At 42.8% G+C, this 20,749-nt stretch carries 19 protein-coding genes; 1 reads left to right on the forward strand and 18 read right to left on the reverse strand.

The window, feature by feature from the left end:
* Nucleotides 1-103 precede the first annotated feature (103 nt).
* The 14 genes from MKX60_RS23105 to MKX60_RS23170 form a co-directional block, all read right to left on the reverse strand.
* Nucleotides 104-715: a glycerol-3-phosphate acyltransferase gene (locus MKX60_RS23105; protein ID WP_076286717.1), complete on the reverse strand. Its 612-nt coding sequence runs from the start codon at nt 713-715 to the stop codon at nt 104-106.
* Nucleotides 715-1,806 carry a glycosyltransferase gene (locus tag MKX60_RS23110; RefSeq protein ID WP_076286716.1) on the reverse strand — a complete coding sequence of 364 codons (1,092 nt, stop codon included), beginning with the start codon at nt 1,804-1,806 and terminating at the stop codon, nt 715-717. The genes MKX60_RS23105 and MKX60_RS23110 overlap by 1 nt, the downstream gene beginning before the upstream one ends.
* Before the next feature lie 65 nt (nt 1,807-1,871).
* Entirely contained in the window at nt 1,872-3,074 is a 1,203-nt protein-coding gene (locus MKX60_RS23115; RefSeq protein WP_341061085.1) for an MFS transporter, read from the reverse strand.
* A 19-nt stretch (nt 3,075-3,093) separates the two neighbouring features.
* Nucleotides 3,094-4,122 (reverse strand): ROK family transcriptional regulator, encoded by a 1,029-nt coding sequence (locus MKX60_RS23120; protein WP_341061086.1) that lies wholly within the window; start codon nt 4,120-4,122, stop codon nt 3,094-3,096.
* 163 nt (nt 4,123-4,285) lie between these two features.
* Nucleotides 4,286-4,801, reverse strand: a complete 516-nt coding sequence (locus MKX60_RS23125) for a GNAT family N-acetyltransferase (protein WP_042189139.1) — start codon at nt 4,799-4,801, stop codon at nt 4,286-4,288.
* Between the two features lie 2 nt (nt 4,802-4,803).
* On the reverse strand, nt 4,804-6,006 hold the full coding sequence (locus MKX60_RS23130; protein WP_341061088.1) for a Gfo/Idh/MocA family protein: 1,203 nt from the start codon (nt 6,004-6,006) through the stop codon (nt 4,804-4,806).
* Nucleotides 6,003-6,863: a metallophosphoesterase family protein gene (locus MKX60_RS23135; RefSeq protein ID WP_339286959.1), complete on the reverse strand. Its 861-nt coding sequence runs from the start codon at nt 6,861-6,863 to the stop codon at nt 6,003-6,005. The genes MKX60_RS23130 and MKX60_RS23135 overlap by 4 nt, the downstream gene beginning before the upstream one ends.
* Before the next feature lie 12 nt (nt 6,864-6,875).
* Nucleotides 6,876-7,712: a carbohydrate ABC transporter permease gene (locus MKX60_RS23140; RefSeq protein ID WP_081383077.1), complete on the reverse strand. Its 837-nt coding sequence runs from the start codon at nt 7,710-7,712 to the stop codon at nt 6,876-6,878.
* An 84-nt stretch (nt 7,713-7,796) separates the two neighbouring features.
* The gene (locus MKX60_RS23145; protein WP_042189146.1) at nt 7,797-8,687 is read right to left on the reverse strand and encodes a carbohydrate ABC transporter permease; all 891 of its coding nucleotides are present in this window, start codon (nt 8,685-8,687) and stop codon (nt 7,797-7,799) included.
* 103 nt (nt 8,688-8,790) lie between these two features.
* Nucleotides 8,791-10,161, reverse strand: coding sequence for an ABC transporter substrate-binding protein (locus MKX60_RS23150; protein ID WP_341061089.1), 1,371 nt, complete (start codon nt 10,159-10,161; stop codon nt 8,791-8,793).
* Nucleotides 10,162-10,194: 33 nt separating this feature from the next.
* A complete protein-coding gene (locus MKX60_RS23155; RefSeq protein ID WP_076300873.1) occupies nt 10,195-11,085 on the reverse strand; it encodes a DUF6923 family protein in 891 nt (296 codons plus the stop codon).
* 138 nt (nt 11,086-11,223) lie between these two features.
* On the reverse strand, nt 11,224-12,078 hold the full coding sequence (locus MKX60_RS23160) for an AraC family transcriptional regulator (protein ID WP_052404329.1): 855 nt from the start codon (nt 12,076-12,078) through the stop codon (nt 11,224-11,226).
* Between the two features lie 186 nt (nt 12,079-12,264).
* On the reverse strand, nt 12,265-14,046 hold the full coding sequence (locus MKX60_RS23165) for a methyl-accepting chemotaxis protein (RefSeq protein ID WP_341061091.1): 1,782 nt from the start codon (nt 14,044-14,046) through the stop codon (nt 12,265-12,267).
* A gap of 163 nt (nt 14,047-14,209) precedes the next feature.
* Complete coding sequence (locus tag MKX60_RS23170) at nt 14,210-16,321, reverse strand: glycoside hydrolase family 52 protein (protein ID WP_341061092.1); 2,112 nt, start codon at nt 16,319-16,321, stop codon at nt 14,210-14,212.
* Nucleotides 16,322-16,494: 173 nt separating this feature from the next.
* On the opposite strand from MKX60_RS23170, the gene MKX60_RS23175 reads away from it, so the two are divergent.
* On the forward strand, nt 16,495-17,409 hold the full coding sequence (locus MKX60_RS23175; RefSeq protein ID WP_341061094.1) for an AraC family transcriptional regulator: 915 nt from the start codon (nt 16,495-16,497) through the stop codon (nt 17,407-17,409).
* Nucleotides 17,410-17,485: 76 nt separating this feature from the next.
* On the opposite strand, the gene MKX60_RS23180 is transcribed toward MKX60_RS23175, so the two are convergent.
* From MKX60_RS23180 to MKX60_RS23195, 4 genes are all read right to left on the reverse strand, one after another.
* On the reverse strand, nt 17,486-18,262 hold the full coding sequence (locus MKX60_RS23180; RefSeq protein ID WP_445670768.1) for a carbohydrate ABC transporter permease: 777 nt from the start codon (nt 18,260-18,262) through the stop codon (nt 17,486-17,488).
* 592 nt (nt 18,263-18,854) lie between these two features.
* Nucleotides 18,855-19,514 (reverse strand): VOC family protein, encoded by a 660-nt coding sequence (locus MKX60_RS23185; protein ID WP_341061095.1) that lies wholly within the window; start codon nt 19,512-19,514, stop codon nt 18,855-18,857.
* 148 nt (nt 19,515-19,662) lie between these two features.
* Entirely contained in the window at nt 19,663-20,235 is a 573-nt protein-coding gene (locus MKX60_RS23190; protein ID WP_340970620.1) for a hypothetical protein, read from the reverse strand.
* A gap of 93 nt (nt 20,236-20,328) precedes the next feature.
* Nucleotides 20,329-20,643 carry a hypothetical protein gene (locus tag MKX60_RS23195; RefSeq protein ID WP_341061097.1) on the reverse strand — a complete coding sequence of 105 codons (315 nt, stop codon included), beginning with the start codon at nt 20,641-20,643 and terminating at the stop codon, nt 20,329-20,331.
* Between the last annotated feature and the right edge of the window lie 106 nt (nt 20,644-20,749).

Here is a 20,749-nt window from a genome sequence, read left to right on the forward strand (position 1 = left end):
ATTAGAAAAGACGAAGCTACTACTTCACCAAACAAGGGTGTCTCAACAGCTATGCGATAGCTGCTGGGACACCCTTGTTTATACCAAGCCTATATTATGTTCCTTATCGTTTCCTTGATGAATACTTCCTCACCCACACTGCCAATTCTAACCTGTGCGTATACACAAGGATCACAAAACTTCCAAACCATACCCATAAGATAGGAGCAGACCAATTACTAATGTACAAAAAAACGGAAAGAAGCAGCATTCCGCTAACTACTTGCACACCATCCGATACAGGTGAATTCCCTCTGCTTTTGAACCAACTGCTGAGCATTTTCAGCACTGCTAAAATGACTGCTAGCGCTAAAGAAGCTTTGAATCCTGTCAATGCACTCCATACCCCAAAGGTTACGGCAATTGCCTTACCACCTTTTCCTTTAAGAAAGGGAGATAAGGCATGACCCGCAATGGGAGCTAGGGCTAACGGAATAATGAAATACCCCTGACTATAATGACTTCCCATTACCCATAGAAGTGGTAGATACCCTTTTAAAAAATCCAATATAATCCCCAATATGCCGAATTTATAGCCTGACGACTTCCATAGATTCAAAGCCCCCGGATTACCGTCGCCAATGTCTTTCAGGTTCTTTTTACGCGCTAGACCAAGCCAATAGGAAAACATAAGAGATCCCGACAAAAATAAACCCGCGACCCACAATATGATCATTAGTCCCTATGGCCTCCCACCTGGATATGCCTTCCTTTCCAGCTTACATGCCTCAGAAAAACAACCTGATAAATCGAATACAGCATGATCAAGATAAAGAAAACAGTTGCCACCACGTGAAATACAGGAATAACGATGCCAAATACACCTACATATTTTATAAAATAAAAGAGCTGGAACATATAAAGGAGATAACCGATCAATAAAGGCATAAACCATGAAGTATTCGCAAAAATAAACACGGTTTCTGAGATGATGAGTCCGATCACCCAAAGCGCGATTGGAATAATTGTCCGCGGACTTATCGTTGAAGTGCTTAAGACAGCCCCTTTACTGAACCCTTCAATTTCACTTTTGATTCCCTTCGGATACATGCGAAACGATACTAAGCCATACCCGATATAATTGGTGATCGGAACACCTGCCGCAATAAATTTTTCTCCTAAAGACAAATCATCCAGCACTTCAGATCTAATGCTTTGATGGCCATTAACTTTTTCATAATCCTGCCTTAATACTAGAATACACGAGCCGTACAGCCCTTTTTTGGCATTATTCCTTTCAAAAACTGAGGTGAACGTGAAGATCCCCAGCATATTCATGATTAGGGCGAGCTTCTCAAACAGCTTTTCTGTATGATGAAAAGGAACTACCGAAATGACGCCTTTCGATAGCTCCCTTGCTTTTAATAATGAAGCCAGGGCGTTAGGCTTTAATCGAATATCCGCATCCAAAAAAGCAAAAATATCGCCCGAGGCCTGTAAATATCCATTCCATACTGCCCAGCTCTTACCCGTCCACCCCTCAGGGAGACTGCTGTTCGCAATAACCTTAACTCCATAGCTCTCAGCAATTTCTTTGGTCCGATCCTCCGAGAAGTCATCTACAACAATAATTTCATAGGGTGTAAGGGTCTGAGACTGAAGTGAATCGAGCAAAAAGCGCAAATTATATTCTTCATTCCTTGCGGGAATGATGATGGACAATTTCTCCGGTCCTTGAATAGGCTCGTGATAAGTGGTCAAAGTATTCTTTCTGAACAAAATAAAACCGGAGAGACATCCAACGCCTATAACCATTAACAACCACATTACGGTTCCCCCCCTTCTACATCTATATATATGAAGGGTTAGTCCGTAATATATTCAATTCAAATTTAACCTACATTTACTTTAGCTGAGTATTTATTAAGCTTTTCTGTACATAAGAGCATGACGATAGCGAAAAAAACGATCATCGCAGGGAATATACCCAGCGTAAAATTCGATGCAAGTAAGCCGATAAAAGGCGGCATCAGCGTGGTACCGGTATAAGCCGTTGCCATCTGAAAGCCCATAATCGACTGGGCGTGCTTCTTCCCGAAACGTACAGGAGTTTCATGTAGCATACATGGAAAAATGGGGGCTAACCCCAGACCTATAATCATAAATCCTACCAGTGAAACTATAGTGGGAAGTGGTAATATTAACAGCACTGTACCGATTAAAGCAATGAGCTGGCCATATCGTATTAGCTGTTTATTACTCATTCTAAACGTAATGAAGCCCGTCACCATTCTGCCGAAGGTAATCCCTAGATAAAATACCGATACCCATGTCGCTGCAGTGGATGCAGGGATGTCTTTGATATTTACTAGAAAGCTACTCCCCCATAACCCCATACTCGTTTCGATGGCAGAATAAAATAAGAAGGTTAACATCGCAAGCTTAACCCCTCTTAGTTTCCAAGGTTTTGTGTTCTCAGCAGCTTGCTCTAGCTCCGGATGATTGAGCTCATGTTCGCTATCAGCGTTCAGGTTGCTATTGTTTCCAGCCACTCTATCCCATAAAGGCAGCGTAACGAAGAGAATTACAACTAAGCTCAATTGAATATAAGCAACCGTAAGATAACCTTCTCGCCAAAGACCTTCACCAGAGATAAAAGAACCCATAATAATCGGACCCAGCGTCGCGCCCACTCCCCAGAAACAATGTAACCAACTCATATGATGGGCTTTATAGTGCGTAGCAACATAACTGTTTAATCCAGCATCTACAGATCCCGCACCTAAACCGAGTGGAATCGCAGCAACAATTAGCCATACTAACGAAGGTGACCATGCAAAACCAAATAAAGCTACAGCCGTCATAATACAGCTTACAAGGGTCACTTTCCCCGTACCAAAACGTTTAAGGATTGTACCACTCATCAAACTGGAGACAATTGTGCCTACTGCAATAACCATCGAAAGGATACCAGCAGTACCTAATGAGGCATTTAGATCTAATCTCATTACCGGCCATGCGGATCCAAGCAATGAATCTGGTAGTCCTAAACTAATAAATGCTAAATAAATAATAATAAGAAAAAAAGTAGCCATCGTTATCTCCTTAAGGGTTCTAATCTATTTGTTGTGAAACTAATAAACCTAATCCAAGACTTTGTAATCCATTCAGATAATCACGCTTCAAGTCACTTACCGCTAATTCCGGAAGATGTTCCTTAGGAACGTATGTAGCAGTTCGATCGGCGATTTGATTAAGCATAGCTGGAGCTAATTCATCCTCACAAAAAATAATATAATGCGGATTCAAAATAGAGGTCATAGTAGCCACTAACCGACTAATCGCATCTACTTTATGATCCGGCTGCATGCTTGATCCACCCTGATCTCCAGTTAATGCTTCTATGAAATTTCTATTGTCATACTGGGGCATGTATTGAACTTCCCCTGAAAAAAACGTCTTTCCCCGAACAATTTCACCATTAACGGCTATCCCAGCTCCCGGTCCGTTTTTCCCTAAATACAGATACATCAAAGAAATATTCTCCTTCAAATTTCTTTGCGCCATATAACCGATTACAGCGGCATTCATATCATTTTCCACGATTGTCGGGATAGAGAGCTGATCTTCTATACATCTTTTCAAATCTAGATTCTGATATTTCGCATAACCTGGGATCAGAAAAATCTTCCCCTGTTTCACCGCGCCTGGAACACCAATCGCTACAGATTGAATCTTAGGATTAGCCTTTTTTTCACCTTCGATAAGCGAGACCAGTGTACTAACGTCTTCCTCAAGAATACTAGGTAAATTCCCTTCTTTTACAACATCGCCAATGCAATTATAGATCGTATAGTTCGTTTCATTTTTTTCCAAAAAAATAGCCATTCCTAATCGGTAATTCGGATTATAGGCGTATCTTATTGCCCTTCTTCCGCCACTAGACTCATCAAGGCCAATGATCGTTACTTCCCCAGTCTCTTCCATCTGCATTAGAAATTTACTGATCGTTGGAAAACTGTATTGTAATCTTTGACTTAACTCCGCCTTCGTAGCCCTTCCTAATTCTAATAATGCTGTTCGAATATTTCGAATAATTTCAGATTTGAGTTGCTGTGAAGGAAGTCTTTTATCACTTGCCATGGCTCTCCCACCTATAGTCATACTGACTTATTAAATGCATTTAATAAGTCAGTATGACTATAGCAGGAATACTTCTTAACGACAACATAATTTTTGAATGCGGCCCCTTCTGAAGCTCCAACATGAATAAGGGGGCATGAAGTCCCCCTAATTATCAACAAATTCAAAGCCTTTGCAGGATTCGTTCCCATCTTCCAGGATGGCTTTCATCCAAGTACACAGGCTGAAATCCTAATTTCAAATAAATGCGGATGGCGGGCAGTCTGAAATCATCAGTTTCTAAACATGCCGCCGTTCCCCCTGAATCTCTTATTTTGTGCAAGACAGCTAGACTCACAGCATAGCCGAGACCTTTACCAGAATATTCTGGAAGCACTCCAACCATGTGCAAGTACCAGTTCTTATTGTCATCACTACCCGACTCCCAGGCCGTAGCAGTAGCTACAGGTTGATCCCCGCGGCAAATGAACAACAAGCGATCCGAATACAAGGGTACATGATCACTGATTTTATGAGCAAATTTAACTTCCCTTGTAAAAGAATGGCGTATAAGCTCTTCCCAGTTCCGTTCATCATCCGGCTCGAAATGACGAATTAGATACCCGGTAGGACAGTGAAAAACAGGCAAGTCGGACAGCATTTCTTTTTTCATCACAAGTTTGGAAAGGGCCTGATCCACCGTCAATTCCTCACTCTCGTTCTAAAATCAGGAAAGGCTATTGCTTTTCCACCATTCTCTACAGATTCCATAGACAATGTAAACACAGAGCTCCAAGTAACGGCATCATATACGTCCACCGAGGGGGTTCGATCCTCCTGAATGGCAGAAATAAATTCTTCAAGCACCATAAAATCGCCTCCGCCATGTTTCGTCCCAGCTGCATATTCGCCCCATTTCATCCATGTCGGGTGATCATAGAGTGGTTGATAACTGCTTAAAGGCTCCCACATTTCCTCTCCATCCGCTATATTTTTGGGCGAGAGATTCTTGAACCAGATCAAATCCTCTTCGTACTGATGGCGGCCCGTAATATACGCTCCCTCAGTTCCTTGCAGTAAATAATGAGTTTTATTATGCGGTCTAACGGAGGACCAGTCTACACGCAGTTCAATCAGTACACCCTTTTCCGTTTGAATGACCGCAACCGCGCTATCCCCTTGCCGCCAGAATCCCTCCCGTGCTGCTGGGTGATCTTTTCCATAATGCTCTCCGAAATAATATTGTAAGGATCTAGATTTGGAAATAAAAGACGAGATGCTTTTTAATCGATCACCCTCAGGCTTATTGAGGTTAATCCATTGCGCAACTGGACCAATAGAATGTGTCGGATAATTGATCCCGTTATACTGCTGATGTAATTGCCCCCGCCAAGTCAGAGAACCATCCGGATGATGAGTCAAATGACGTAAATCATGGATATATCCGCCTTCCATATAAGTAATTTCACCGAACATGCCTTGATCCGCCATATGTTTAATCGTCAGATTTGAGCGCGAGAAGCAGTAATTTTCAGACATCATATATTTAAGTCCAGTTTGTTCAACAGTTTCGATAAGCTCCCAAGCTTCCTCTAAAGATTGAATCGAAATCACTTCGCTTAGGACATGCTTACCCGCTTTTAAAGCATCAATAGATTGTCTGGCATGCAAATGCATGGGGCTTAAGATAAACACCGCATCTATCGCCGAATCTTTTAACATTTCATGATAATCCCGATACGTTCGGATTTCTGGGAATTTCTCTTTCCATTGGTTAAGCACCCACTCATTCAAGTCACAAGTGGCGGTCAGATGTATCCGATCCGATAGAGAGTACAGTGCATTCATAAAACTGGCTCCGCGATTTCCACCTACGATCGCTAATCTTACTGGCTGACGATTCATTGCTGGTCCACCTGCTTTCTATCCATTTGAAGTCGATTGATGATTAGCTCCTGATCTCTTGTCTCCCCTTCAGCCTGCGGATATTTTTCATAATCAAAAATGCTGAAGGTAAATAATGAAGACCATTTACTCAATTGCTCGCTTGCCAGATTCACCATCTCTAACCTGATTTCATCTTCAAGCACAGTAAGGATTCGAGCAGCAGGAATATCCAGGATGGAGGCTGTTTGAATGAAATGCCAGTTTTCTTTTCTAACGATAGAATGCACATGATTATGCCCGTTGAAATAGAAACCCACACCTTGCCATTGCTTCAATATCGGCCAAATGTCCAAGCTGGGATCCAGTGACATCATTGGCTCAGTTGATCTAGCCGTCGTATTATACAAGGGATGATGACCGAAGACGAATAAAGGCTTTTCCGATTTCCGCTTCATTTGTGCTTCGAGCCAAGTCAGCTGTTCATCATCAAGTGTTCCGCTCCAATCGTCACGATTTTCCCGTGCGGTATCCAGCAAAATAATGATTGCATTTGTCTCTTCAATCACACTGTATCGCTGCTGCCTGGTGACGGAAAGGATTTCTTCCTTAGGATAAGTGTACGTATCATGATTACCAAGAACATGTAGAAAACGTCTAGAATGCTTGCTGTCCTTAATCTTACCCATGATATAATTAAATTCGCTAAATTCTCCTGCGTGCACCATATCTCCCACGGAAATATGATAATCGGCTGGGATGGACAAGAATAGATTCATAAATTGCTCATAAAAAGCATCTCGTGCCTCTTTAATCAAAACCTTGTTGTTTAACAATTCGTCCGGGTAATGTAAGTCCCCAATAATCGCCAGCCTCATAAATGCCTCCTCCTAACCTTTAATGCCAGAGCTCATAAAACTACCTATCACTTGCCGCTGGAACAATAAAAATCCAATCATTAAGGGTGCCGAAACAATCAACGTAGCCGCGCAGACATCAGACCACTGTGCACCCGACTCTGTGGCTTTTGCGAACATCGCCAAGCCTACAGTTAATAAGCGATTCTCCTCCGAATTGGTTACAATAAGGGGCCACAAGAAATCATTCCAATGAAAGCTGACCGACACGATCGCAAAGGACACATAAATCGGGCGTGACAGTGGGACATAGATTCTTGAAAGAATATGCAGGCGTGAGGCGCCTTCCACCCGGGCAGCTTCATCCAGCTCATAGGGTAATTGCTTGAAGGATTGCCTTAACAGAAACACTCCAAAGGAGGAGGCAAAGTAAGGTAGCATAATCCCCAGCTTGGTATCCAGCAGACCCATTTCGTTCAACACCTGATAGTTGGAAAAGATAAGTACATCTGGCGGCACCATAATTTGCACCAAAAATAACATGAATAACAGATCTTTCAAGGCGAATCGTACCCGTGCGAACGCATAAGCAGCCATCGTCATTGTAACGAGTTGCACAGCAAGCACAACACCGCACACAAGCAATGTATTCATAAAAAATCGTCCAAAAGGTGCTCCATTCCAGACATGAATCAAATTCACAAACGTGAAGTCCCAAGACCATCCCGCATCGATAGCGACGTCTTTGGGTAGAAAAGCCGTTCTGACCACCCATAGGAAGGGAATGATCCAAGCCGCGGCAAACGTAAATCCAACCGCATGCCACAGTATCTGCCCGATTCGGCGCTTCGTTCTTTCGGAGTTCAGCATGCGCTCCTCTTCTAAAGCTTTGCGTGTATTCTGCCTTAATACTAAGGGTAGCTTTAGTGGATTATCCTCCATGGATTCCACCTCCTATTCATAATGGATTTTCCGATCCCAGCCAAAAAACTGCAAAGAGGAAATCAGGAGCAGCAGCACGATCATGACCACAGTCATCGATGCGGCCATCCCTTGATCGTAGAAATTAAAGGTGGACTCGTAGATATAATAAAGTAGCAGATTACTTGCATTATTAGGACCGCCCTTTGTCATAATCCAGAGATGGTCTACCAGCTTAAAAGAATTGGTTATCGCCACAACAGCCACGAACAACGTAGTCGGCATCGTGAGCGGAATTGTGATTCTGCGGATGGAAGTGAATGTACCGACTCCACTTACTGCAGCCGCTTCATATAAATCCTTGGGAATCTGCTGCATTCCTGCTAAATAAAAAATCATAAAATATCCGGCTTCTTTCCAAATCATCATAATGACTAATGCACCCATCACCGTATCAGGTGTTCCCAGCAAATTCACAGGCTGATCCGCGATCCATGAAGCCAGTCTGGCAAAGAGCCCAAAATGAGGGGTATACAGAAACAACCAGATGTTCGCCACAGCGATCATCGGGATCATATTCGGATAGAAAAATGAAAGACGTGCCAGTCCCCGCCCTTTTATCGCCTTGTCGGCAAACAGTGCCATCAAGAAAGCCAAAGCTAATGAAGTGGGTACTGTGCCAATGGCGAACCATATATTGTTACTGAACACCTTCATAAAGACATTGTCGTGCAATAGATTAGCGTAATTGTCAAAACCGACGAACAGAGGCTCAGGAGTCGCCAAATTTTTCTCATAAAAGCTAAGCCAGAACGATTTAAACATAGGGTAATAAGTAAACAAGCAAAGAAAGAGCAGCGAAGGCAACACTAGTCCCCAGCCGAATCCGTTTCGTCTAAGCCTCTCACTCCATCCGGCATTCATACCATTCAATCCTTCCATGATTAAGGTTTCTACGATTAATGAATAAAGTAATGACGCCAGAACAAGCTATCGAGCCGTCCTGGCGTATTCCATACCTCAAAGCTTACTTATTGAAGGGAGCAAGTGCCTGTTCTGCTTCTGCTTGAGCCTTTTTAAGTGCACCTGCTGCATCAATCTCTCCTGCCAATGCCGCTTGAATCTGGTTCGTAATTGCCGTCGATACTTTACCATGATTATGAGTGGACAATTCCCGAAACGCATATTCCAATTGATCTCTCGCTACCAATGCTTGCGGGAAATCCGCCGTATACTTCTTCATAGCATCTGTATCGTATGCGGATTTTCTTACGCCAACATAACCGGATGAGCTGCTAAAGAGGGCAGCTTGTTCTGAAGCCGTCATATATTTGGCAAATTCCCAAGCTGCAGCTTGTTTTTCAGGAGATGTGTCCTTGAAAATATACAGGTTACCTCCTCCAGTAGGTGATCCAAATTGCTTTTGTGCGGGTGGGAACGCTACGCCGAATTCGAACTTCGCGTTATTTTTTACATTGGTTAAGTTGCCGCTTGTATGCATCATCATGGCTGTTTTGCCTTGAATGAAATCTGTCGGAACGGTTGCCCAATCAATAACACCTTCCGGCATCACCTTATTTTTATGGGACAAATCTAACCAGAATTGCAATGCCTCCACATTCTCCGGCGTATCGAACATCGCTTTTTTGCCATCGGAGGACATTATGTTTTGCTTCGGATCGGAAGCATTTTGCCGTGCAAGCATTTGAAACATCCAATAGGAATCATCATTTCCCGGAATTTCCAGCCCCACGTGACCGTCTTTGTTCAGCTTCTTAGCATAGGTTACAAGCTCATCCCATGTAGTGGGTGGTTTCTCTGGATCAAGTCCTGCGGCTTTGAACATTTCTTTGTTGTAGTACATAACAATCGTGCTCCGCTGAAAAGGCAGACTGTAAGTTTTACCTTCAGACTGTGTATCCTCTACAAAGGCGGGATAAAAATCAGCCATCTGAATATCCGTGTCCTTTGCAATAAAATCATCCAGCGGAATGATTGCATTCATATCGAGCATACTGTACAGCTCTGTTGACATCATGACCGCGACATCCGGTGGCTGTTTGGCCTGCACACCTGCTTGAATTTTCACGGTATTGTCACCGTAATTACCTGTGTACACGGGATTAACCTTAATTTCCGGGTGCTGCTCCATGAATGCACTAGCCATCCCATCGATTACTTTTGTAAGGGGACCACCAACATTAACCGGATAATAAAATGTAATCTCCACCGGCTTAACGGCTGGAGTCTCTGTGGATTCCGGAGTTGCAGCGATTGCTGTGGGTTGAGCGGTATTTTCTTTGGCTTCAGCCGTACTGTTATTAGATTGTCCGCAGCCCGCTACTGCCAGCATTGAGACGGATAGCAGTGTTAGAATAGTTTTGGTTTGCTTTAGCATTTCTGTTAGCCCCTTTTTTCGCTTGGATTTGAATTAAAATGCATAATGGCGAAAGTTCACACTAATGCGATTCGAGCCTACATCAAGAATATGGAGCTGTGCACCATCAGCGGTAGGCAATACAGCAATTCCTTGGGCTTCAGTACCACTAGGCAGATTGCGATCAAAGGCAACAGATACGTTTCCAGTCTCCGGATCAATCTGATAAACCGTTTGGGTTGCGTTATCCGTAGAAGCATACAGAACACCGTTGTACATTTCGGCACCTTGAATTCGATCAATACTTTGGGAAAGTGGAATGGTTGTGATCACATGCATATCATCAAGACTTAGTACATTCAAGACGCTTGCATTACTCCACTGAGCTGTGTAGACCTGACCGCGAGCAGCATCAACGGCTACCCAAGGCACACCGCCAATATGCAGATTCAACGGTAAAGCATAGGATGTACCCGTATATTTCAAAGTGTTCACATCATAGAGGGCGATGTAAGGATGCTGATAGTTTTTGCCGTCTTCAATAGGAGCGTATATTTTACCGTTATAGTAGGAAATATCACCGATATGGTCTCCACCTTGGGAGGCAATCTCCAGTGGAATAGCCAATTCATTCCGTGCTTTTACGGATTTTCCATCAAGTCCAGTCCGTAAGAGCCCATACGAGGAATTAAAGATCCATGAATTCCCGTCTGTAGCCACCCCTTGTCCCCGTTCCAGGGCATCAAGTAACCAGAAGGTTTGCTTAGATACTTCATGCCAAGTTCCAGCAGTTGTAGCTGAAGTCGAAGTTGACTCTGCACTGATTTCTACCTCAGTGTTTACTAGGTTATCCGGTCCGACTGGTGTGGCAGATGCTACTAAAGATAAAGAACTGGTCGTAAGTACCCCCGCGCAAATCAGACTGAATAATCTCTTTAATCTCATGTTTTCTCTCCTCCTAATAAGGTTGTAGTTCGGCATTTGTGCGCCTTACTTCAACCTTATTATAGGAGCTGGCAACAGCTCTCTAATTGAACAAAACACTTCTTTCCTTGAACAAAACTCTCATTTGCAAGAATAAAATCAATAAATCATATGATTAGGTTTGGAGGAGCTTTGATTCGCATACAGCTTTGGGGTTAGGCCGGTTTCTCGTTTGAATAATCTAGTAAAATGACCTTGATCGGCAAAACCAACCTGAGATGCAATTTCCTTCAAACCAATTTTTCCGGAACGAATAAGAAATTTAGAACGTTCGATTCTCAGGCGAATTAAATAATTATGGGGAGTATATCCTGTCTGTTGTTTAAAAATCCGAATAAAATGCGACTGGCTCATATTAGCCATGCCAGCGAGATCAGTCAGTTGAATCTCATCTTCTAAACGCTCACGCATAAATTGAATGACCTGAAATATTTCTTGATTGGCTGGCGTTTTTCGGTTTGAATGCTGGGGAATCACTGAAGAATAGTGTTGTAACAAGTGAATAATTAACATGTTGGATAAAGAGTCGCTATATATTTTTCCTTTGGCACCGCCATTCTGTAATTCCTCCAGCATCCAAAGCCCTAATTGCAGTAGCTTGGAATCCTTGACATGAAATTTGCGGTCCAACTGGATATGGCCTTCCTTTAGATAACCAGATTCACGAGCAATCTCTTCGAGTACCGCTGGCGTAATTTCTATTTTCAAAAAATAGAGCGAGGTTCTGCCCCAAGGGCAAAGAAGGCTCTCATTACAGGGGGTAATATGAATGGTGTAGTAATTTTCGTAGTAGGCTGTGCAGTGAATTCCTATTAAATATTTAGACTCCGAGGATGGGGTGAAAGCTTGCTGTGGGCTATACCATTGCGAAACCTGAAGCTTATCCCAACCAAAAGTATCACTTGCAAGGACAGGCTGAGCAGCTGCAAAGGACGATTCTTCCATTTCTTTCATATTCATCCCCCTTTTCCCTTCAATATAGCAAGCCAGTATACGCTCCGCGTCAATGAGCTGTAAAAGCTATATTAATTTCCTCATAGTATTCAAAAGGTTATTTACGTCAGAACAGCAAAAAAGAGGGGTTAATTCCCCTCTTTAATATTTTACATATTCTATTTCTGTAACTCTAAGTCTGAACATCTATTCCAATTTAAACTGATTTACTAAAGCACGCATCTCATTTGAACCCTCTTGGAGCTTGCGAGCAGATGCGGCAATTTCCTCCATAGATGCAAGCTGCTCCAGAGTGGCAGCAGATACTGTCTGTGCAGCCGAAGCTGAGTGCAATGAAACCTGCTCGACCTCCATCACCGCAGCAGATATTTGTTCGGAGCCCGTGTACATCTGTTGTGCAGCGGTCGAGGATTGCTCCACCTGATCTACGATGGTCCGGGTGGCCTGCAAAATGCGTTCAAATGCTTTACCCGTATCATCAATCGCTTGAACCCCTGCTGCGACTTCATTTTGGCCTTTACTCATCGAATGATGGGCATGACCTATACTCGTAATAATTTCTTCAACCATGACTGAAACCCTTTCAGCTGCTTCACTTGTTTGTCCTGCCAGCTTACGGACTTCACTAGCTACCACTGCAAATCCTCTGCCTTGTTCTCCTGATCGAGCAGCTTCAATTGCCGCATTAAGCGCTAATAGATTCGTTTGCTCAGATATTCCTTTAATAGTACTGACGATGGTGCCTATTTGTTGAGACTGGTCATTTAAACTAGTAACGGTGATCCCTAAATCAACAACAGTATTACTTACTGCGTTCATTTGCTCGGAAGAGTTAATGATAAGGCTGTTTCCTTTATCAGCCTCTTCCAGTGTTTGCATCGACAGCTGATAGGCATGTGTAGAGGCTTCAGCTACTCGCTGAATCTCTTTTACCATCTCCTCCATCGATTGGGAAGTCTCCTGCGTTGAGGAAGCTTGTTTCTCACTATTGTTCGCCACTTCAGTCATTGAGGATGAAGTCTGAACAAGTGCCGCTGTGGTTTCACCTAACGTTGAAGACAACTGTTTGGAGGAAGAAGCTAATAACTCCGAGCTTATAGTTAAATTCCCAACTAATTCCCGAATATTACCCGATAATTGATTAAAGCTGATTCCAAGCTGTCCGATCTCATCCCGATTGCGCACAGTCAATGCTTTACCGCTTAGATCCCCTTGAGCGATCCGTTCAGCTTCACGGGCTATGCGTACAATCGGTCTTGAAATATGTTGTGCAAATATGTATATTACAGCGATTCCGATGACAACGCATACAATCAATGTAGTAATAATTCCCTTTAGAATGGTTTGTTGCCCGGTATTATAGTCTTGCATATAAGAGCCTGCTGCTACGACCCAGCCCCAAGAGGGCGATAGTTTAGCATAAGATATTTTCAACGCTTCTTCTCCTACAGCGTTTCCAGTACCATCCGATTTAGGTAGCGGCCATTTATAGTAAGTAGCTCCACCACCGTTCTGTGCTGCTTTAATCAAATCCTGTATGTAAAAAGTACCGTTTGAGGTTTGTTTATCCCAAATATTATCTCCCTCAAGTTTGGGATGAGCAAGCAATTCCCCTTTGTTATCTAAAATAAAAAAGTAGCCATTTGGACCCAAATCAATTGATTGATTAATAGGCCGAGTACCATCCTCATTTTTGTTTCCAAGTAGTAAGGTCCGTACTTGCTCTTGGGCTTCCACTTCAGTCAACTGCCCCGATTGAACGGAATTTTCCAAATTCTCAATTAAGGCGACAGCCAGGTTTACGCTTGAACTCAGTTTACTCTCAATGAGCTGATTCGTTTCTTTGACTGAAATCTGATAAATAACTGCTCCTAATATTCCGATGGGAAGAATTAGTAGCGTGAGTGACATCATGAGCAGTTTTTTCCGAATTGTTAGTCGCAACCTTGTACGTGTAACTTTTACCATATACACCGCTCCGCATCCTATTAGAATTAATTACAAATTAATACTATAGTACTAGTTTTGGGAATATAAATCAAAAAAAGAAATTCATAATTTAACAAAAAAAAGCAAACGCCCCCCCTAATAAGAGGTCCGTTTGCCATTTATTCAATGAAACTCCAAATCCCTACTTCTCATCCAACCACAATATCGCTGTTACTCCACGAGGATAATATTTACTGCCTGTAATCTCCCCGGAAATAATTTGATCACTCCAGCTGAAGATCGATAATTCTGGATGGGTAAGCCATGCCACATGAGCGCGATCTGCTGCCGCTCCGCGTTCATCCCATTCCAGTCCCAGAATGTTGCGGGCGATGAACTGCGAGAGATAGATTTTGCTAAGCCAGCTGTTATTGCTAGTGGATGAGATTTTCCAACCGCCGTCATCAAATAAACAAACGCCCGGCTTCAACACCGCATGAAGATGTTTGTCGAGTGCGCTGATATATGCGGCGAACCGTCCATTGCGATCAAGAGCTTCTTTACAACCCGTATAGTATGGGAATACAAGACCCTCGATAGCTGGAATGATCTTGGAGTCGTTACCTTCTCCAATAACAGCCGGGATATATCCATCTGCTGTAACGCTTGCCACCATCGTTGCGGCGCATTTCTCTGCTTGAACCCCTGCTGTTTTGGACAGCTCCACACGCTCATACTCTGCAAATATTTTCTCCATAGCTAAGTAAGCCGCCCAGCATTTTCCTGCCAAGTAAATATTGTTGCGAGCCTGACCTAAAGAGACATCCAGACTGTCATAGGTAGTAATCTCTGCTCCACCCATCGTACGTGAGCTATCTAGTGCCATAACACCGTTTCTTTGCTCAGGATCTGGATGATCCCGATTTAACATACTATCCAAGCACTTCTCCAAGATACTCAGATTACGTTCCATCCAGCTCCGATCACCTGTGTGCTCAAAATAAGTTGCCGCACTCAGCACCCAGTTCACCAATTGTTCATGTGTCATATGTGAGAAGCAACCATCAATGCCATATAACTCATAGGAGGAATAGCCCGGACGTGAAACTACGTTGGCTACACCCATATCATGTGTGAAGCTAATTCCACCTGGATACTCTGTATCATCCCCAGGGAAACGTACCGTATCTTCATAGCTGAATCTCTCTACGAACATATCCAGCTCATTACGAACCGTCCAAGGATTCAGACGCAGCTCGTAGAATAACTGATCGACGGTCAGATCAAAGGTATTCATCATCCGGTATTCGCCTTCGTTGACGATCCAGAACGGCTTATTTTTATTATCCAGTAATTGTGTGGAACCATAATAACTACGAATCGCATGCGCTAGCATAAAGGTTTGATCTTCGGATAGGTTTGCATGATTTAACATCTCGTTAGCTTTCTCCGCTGCTTGTTTAAGAACATCGAATTTAGCTAATGCATATTCGGCTACTGCCTCAACATTGTTGAAATAGCGATTATAGTAATAGGAAGAATCCATACCAGAGGTAACATAACCCGAACGGTGAAAACAAATCGCAAACCGGTACGTTTCTTTTACTCCGGCTGGAACATCCATGATTAAAGCACCCACGCGACCCAGTCCAAAGGTCCAATTTTCCTGAAGCTCCTCACTTAGAATATCCTCCATCGTGAAATGAAGTGCGGACTTTGTAGTGCCTTTCTCGGCAGCAATCGCAATAAATCTTCCTTGTCCAACGCCTGTAATTTCAGATGACACATCATCCAGTCTTCTCATTCCGCTATACACATCTGTTCCCTGAAAACCAAAGAACGCGCGACGTGAGGTAGCTGATGAGGTGTTATCCACTTCGAGCTCAACTAGTACTGCTGGCAACAACACTTCCTTCATTTCTTCCACAGACGCAGTTTCAGGATCTGGTACTGATCGAACTGGAGAGAGAATCCGGAAGGTCAGATCCCCCGCACTCCAGCTGTCTGTAGCTACTTGAAAATCTCTAGAAATCTCACGATCTTGAAAAGGGAACAGAATATTCTCCTTGTCTGGATTGGGGTCTGGATTCTCGATGTCATAGCGTTTGCTCTCGTCATCTCCGCCAATCTCGTGAAATGGTAGTGTGTCATACCCTTTCCCATCAGTGCGTTCTAATCCTATGAATATATTCTGTCTAGGAGGTTTGGCCATCTCCAAATCGAAACCACCACTAGCTCCTTTAAATCCTAAGGTAAAACTCGCAAATGCACCGATCGGTGAATGATGAGCATTAAAGAATTTATTATGTGACATAAATAAATGCACTCCCTCCAACATGATCCCGGATACCTCCGGGCTATATATCCATGTTATCGATATTTCTGGAAGTGCAACAGGGCTAAAGCCTTCTATTATTTGGGCAAATCAAACATCGATAACAACCTATGATATAATTAAGCCAAATTTTATTGTAAAAGAGGATTGAAATGATCTCGAATGATCCCGCCTTCCATAATTCTATTGACGGTCAGATGTCACCAGACATTCAAGCAGCCTTTCATATCTTCGCCGCACATTGGAGAAAAGTAAATTTGGATTGGCAATATCCTGTACACACTCATCCGATGTTTGAGATTAATATTGTCCTTCAAGGTGAGCAACAAATGACGGTAGGCAATAAGTCTTTTATACAGAAAAGCGGCGATATTTTATTCATTCGTCCCGGTGTTGAGCATAGTAGTATGGGTTCAAATACTGACTGTGACATGACTTATTACTGCCTGCATTTTGATATTGATGACCTGATTTTGCGGCGTGCCTTACTTACAGCAGATGCTGTTAGTCTCAGCGGGAACACCCCCGAACTGCTGGCCATCCGTTCCGCGCTAGATGTAATCATTAACTCTTCCATCTTGTCAGAGTCTAAAGACACACATAGAAATCGCTTGATCACACTGCATGCTTCACTGCAGCTTCTGACCGCGCTCAGCGGTTGGGTGCTTTCGGAAATGCCTCTCCCAGCAGATACAGAAGCTACAGAAAATACAGTTGCACTAGCTAACGCTATTGAAGGACTATTGCAGGAATCCGTCTCCACCGCTGCCAGCACAGGCGAAAGAGGTGGCGGTATTGAGGACATTGCTGCCAAGCTCGGATATAGCACTACTCACTGTAATCGTGCTTTTCATCAAATCTATGGGATGTCACCAAGGCAATATTTATCACGCTTAATCATTCGACACGCCAAACTGCTGCTGATGGATAATAGTCTATCTGTCGAATCGGTTGCTCAACGACTGGGGTACCGTGATGTGTCCCATTTCAGCAAACAATTCAAACGCTGGACAGGTCTCCCGCCAATGGGCTATCGCCGTTTAACTGCGAATCCAAGTACACTTTAAAGATCTTTACGCCTACGAAAAAAGGGGTGTATTCCGCTGTCCACTAAGTGGTTACAGGATACATCCCTCTTATGAATTACCCCTTCGTCGCTCCCGACGCAATCCCCTTCACAAAATACTTCTGCAAAGCGATAAACACAATCAACACAGGCACCACCGACATCGCTGTTCCCGCAAAAATCATATCCCAACGGGAAGAGAATTCTCCGATATAACGGTAAATTTCCACAACCATCGTCTTAGCCTGTCCTGAAGGTAATACCAGCATCGGCATCAAGAAATCATTCCAGATTCCAAGTCCGTTCAAGACAACCATACTTGCCGTAACAGGCCCTAATAGCGGGAAAACAATTCTCCAAAATATCCCGTACCGAGAACAGCCATCAATCTCTGCCGCTTCTTCAATTTCTTTAGGTATTCCTTTGACAAAACTGGTATACAGCAGACATCCAAAACCTACCGCACTGGCTACATAAATAAGAATGGGTCCCGCAAGGCTACCGTACAATCCTAGCATTCTAAGCTCTTTGAACAAAGGAATCATATACGCCTGAAAAGGAATCATCATTCCGGCCAAAAAATATACAAACATAAATCGAGTCCATCTAGTATTTCTACGTTCAATGGCATACCCTGCCATGGGAATGATCAAGACCTGTGCGGAGATAGACACCGCTGTCAGAATCAGACTGTTCAGAATCGCTCGTGGAAACTCTGTTTCTGTTAACAGGTATTTAAAGCTGTCCAGATAAAGGGTTTTCGGAAAAGCAATGGCATCCTTCATGATCTCTGCATTACTCTTAAAGGCCGACATCAAATTAAAGAAAATAGGAAAGAAAAATAGAATAGCCACTACTAAGGTAACCAAAAAAAGTGCGATTTGCCCAACTGGAAGACTGTAATGATCAGTATGATTAAGAACAAGACCATGGCCAGCGCCGTACCAAAACCTTGTCTTAATTCACCAAACCCAACTTTATAAATAATATAAGTTAACAATATGGCATACAAACTCCTCCAAAATTGAGTTATTTATAATATTCTTACACTAAAGAAGAATCTACATTGCTTTATCAAGCAAACCAGATCTCCGTTTCCGTTTCGTTTTGATTTATACTAATATTATATATATATATAAAGCACGCTTGTTCTCTATTCTTGTTTCCTGAGTTAAACTAACCTACCCGATCAATGAAACATCTTCAGTCTAATACTTTATTTTCTCAGTCTACAACTTTATTTCCTTTTGACAGCATTTAGACTGAATGTCTTTATTCCACGAGGCTTTTCGAACTATCATACCATCAGAATCCATAAAAATAAGTTTTAGACTGACCCTAGAAATTGAAACAGCGACAGCAAAGGACGATAAAATCCTCGACTGTCGCTGGTTCATTTAACTAACGTTTCCCGTTAGTTGAAGAAGCGGCCTTTCTACGTAGGTTCTATAACCTCGTGACATTCATTCCATTTGAATCATCGAGGGTAACTTCACAGACATCAGTCTTTATTGTTAGTTTATATGGATACGATTCTTTGTCTGACATAAACCAGACCCTGCCTTCCTTTACAACAATAAGCAACCCTTGCTCGTCACCGACAGCAGCAAATTTGCTATGATATTCCCGCCAAGGAAAGATCCTTGCATGTGATAGTTTGAGTACTGCATTTTCAACGTTGGGTACAGGCAAACCGATTTCACTTACGCATAATAAACTCGCTTGAGAAAATAATTGATCGGTTGAATTGTTCAAATTATGCCGTGCAATCAATTCTACAAGATTGCCTGCGGGATCACAGAAATAAATAGAATGGGCATTCCAGTCCTTGAAGTGCACTACTTGCTTGTCTTGATCGAGTATTATAGGGACCTTAGGAGTTATCCATCGCACCGCCTCGTCCATTTTGTTTTCAGGTATATTAAAAGCAAAATGATACATAGGTTTTACGCTTTGTTCAGACTCTTTAAAGGATAGGCTAGACTCCCCAACTTTTACACTAAATGAAGTTTGATTTTCTTTAATTACAGTTAGCCCAAAAGAATCCACATAAAACTCCTTCAATTCTTTAATGGAATGAGCAAGCATCTCTACTTCTCTTATCATTCATTTTCACCTCAGCATTTCTAATAAATATTTCACTTCCAATAATTTACTTAGTTAGAAATTCGGGATCATTGCTACATCATCCTGTCAGTTAGCTGAACAGGCACTAGTGAACGATGTGACGATTTCTTCGATAAATATATCTTGCTTAACTCCACTTCAACTTCCCAAAGCTGGCCCATGATAGATTGCGATATTTGTCTGTCGATTTTTCTCTCTCGTGCACCGAACAATCGAGTTTGTCGATCCCATAAGTTAAGAGGGAAAGAATGAGTCCCGTTGAAAGACCTGCTATTACAGGTGCATGGAAGTTCGCTATCGGTGCTATCCACACCTGGGCCATGAGAAACTTTTCGATTACTTCCTCCAGCAAAATACCGCCCGATGTGACGAGGATAGACATCCCCAACTTCATACACTGGTGATGGACCTCTTCCGGTAACATCTCCTCCGGTGGATTAAGAAGGAAGCGAATCATACTAACAAGGGACATAAGTCCTTCTTTGATGATCCGAACCATGCGTTTCATCGTGGTAATGAAGTTGTTGATCAGGAAGATGATTAGTTCTGATACGAATCCAGTAATTGCACCGTCTATAAACTGCTTAATGACTTCCTTCCATTTGTCCGTGATAAGGAGGGCAATGGATTTCAGGCGTCCTGGAAGCTCGTCCTTTAGTTTAATGGATTGTTTCTTCTTTTTGCTCAGCAAATCTTTCACACTGCACCATGACTTCCTTCCCGACTTTGTTGTATAGACGTTTGTTTCTTTCCCGGTGAGTTTGTGAATAAAGTTCTTTGGCCTGTTCTTAGTCTACTTTATAATACTGCGCGCGTTTGTCTTTGTTTCGTCATTTGTAGATGGAGTTTCCATCCATTTTATCAGGTCTTGGTCCTGTTTAGACTTATTTAAACTGGCATTCGTCCAAGTCTTATTGTTGTCGCTATTCGCTAAATCCTTGCGTTCATCTACGTCTAGATATAATCGAAGCCAATCGTCATCATGAAGTTCTTTTGCGGATATGACATGTTCGATATGTGATTGGCCATCTCGCTCTAAAGTTTGATTTGTGTAGCCATCTGTAATTGGCACTTCATCTTTGAACCGTTCCTTCCTTGCCCTTTGCATGTCTGCTTTTTACGCATAATGCTCACGCTCGTAAGCGCTCTGATAGTCCCGTTGCTTCTCACCGGACAAACGTTCGGAATAATCGGATCCTTTCTATTTGCGTTAA

The sequence above is a fragment of the Paenibacillus sp. FSL R5-0914 genome (genome assembly GCF_038004525.1).
In the GTDB taxonomy this organism is placed as follows: domain Bacteria; phylum Bacillota; class Bacilli; order Paenibacillales; family Paenibacillaceae; genus Paenibacillus_AQ.

What these genes read in the sequence shown, in the direction of transcription:
- MKX60_RS23150 (WP_341061089.1), bottom strand. Translation starts at nt 10,161, where the DNA reads ATGCTAAAGCAAACCAAAACTATTCTAACACTGCTATCCGTCTCAATG.
- MKX60_RS23145 (WP_042189146.1), bottom strand. Translation starts at nt 8,687, where the DNA reads ATGAATGCCGGATGGAGTGAGAGGCTTAGACGAAACGGATTCGGCTGG.
- MKX60_RS23175 (WP_341061094.1), top strand. Translation starts at nt 16,495, where the DNA reads ATGATCTCGAATGATCCCGCCTTCCATAATTCTATTGACGGTCAGATG.
- MKX60_RS23105 (WP_076286717.1), bottom strand. Translation starts at nt 715, where the DNA reads ATGATCATATTGTGGGTCGCGGGTTTATTTTTGTCGGGATCTCTTATG.
- MKX60_RS23115 (WP_341061085.1), bottom strand. Translation starts at nt 3,074, where the DNA reads ATGGCTACTTTTTTTCTTATTATTATTTATTTAGCATTTATTAGTTTA.
- MKX60_RS23185 (WP_341061095.1), bottom strand. Translation starts at nt 19,514, where the DNA reads ATGATAAGAGAAGTAGAGATGCTTGCTCATTCCATTAAAGAATTGAAG.
- MKX60_RS23165 (WP_341061091.1), bottom strand. Translation starts at nt 14,046, where the DNA reads ATGGTAAAAGTTACACGTACAAGGTTGCGACTAACAATTCGGAAAAAA.
- MKX60_RS23160 (WP_052404329.1), bottom strand. Translation starts at nt 12,078, where the DNA reads ATGAAAGAAATGGAAGAATCGTCCTTTGCAGCTGCTCAGCCTGTCCTT.
- MKX60_RS23110 (WP_076286716.1), bottom strand. Translation starts at nt 1,806, where the DNA reads ATGTGGTTGTTAATGGTTATAGGCGTTGGATGTCTCTCCGGTTTTATT.
- MKX60_RS23140 (WP_081383077.1), bottom strand. Translation starts at nt 7,712, where the DNA reads ATGCTGAACTCCGAAAGAACGAAGCGCCGAATCGGGCAGATACTGTGG.
- MKX60_RS23135 (WP_339286959.1), bottom strand. Translation starts at nt 6,863, where the DNA reads ATGAGGCTGGCGATTATTGGGGACTTACATTACCCGGACGAATTGTTA.
- MKX60_RS23195 (WP_341061097.1), bottom strand. Translation starts at nt 20,643, where the DNA reads ATGCAAAGGGCAAGGAAGGAACGGTTCAAAGATGAAGTGCCAATTACA.
- MKX60_RS23130 (WP_341061088.1), bottom strand. Translation starts at nt 6,006, where the DNA reads ATGAATCGTCAGCCAGTAAGATTAGCGATCGTAGGTGGAAATCGCGGA.
- MKX60_RS23155 (WP_076300873.1), bottom strand. Translation starts at nt 11,085, where the DNA reads ATGAGATTAAAGAGATTATTCAGTCTGATTTGCGCGGGGGTACTTACG.
- MKX60_RS23120 (WP_341061086.1), bottom strand. Translation starts at nt 4,122, where the DNA reads ATGGCAAGTGATAAAAGACTTCCTTCACAGCAACTCAAATCTGAAATT.
- MKX60_RS23170 (WP_341061092.1), bottom strand. Translation starts at nt 16,321, where the DNA reads ATGTCACATAATAAATTCTTTAATGCTCATCATTCACCGATCGGTGCA.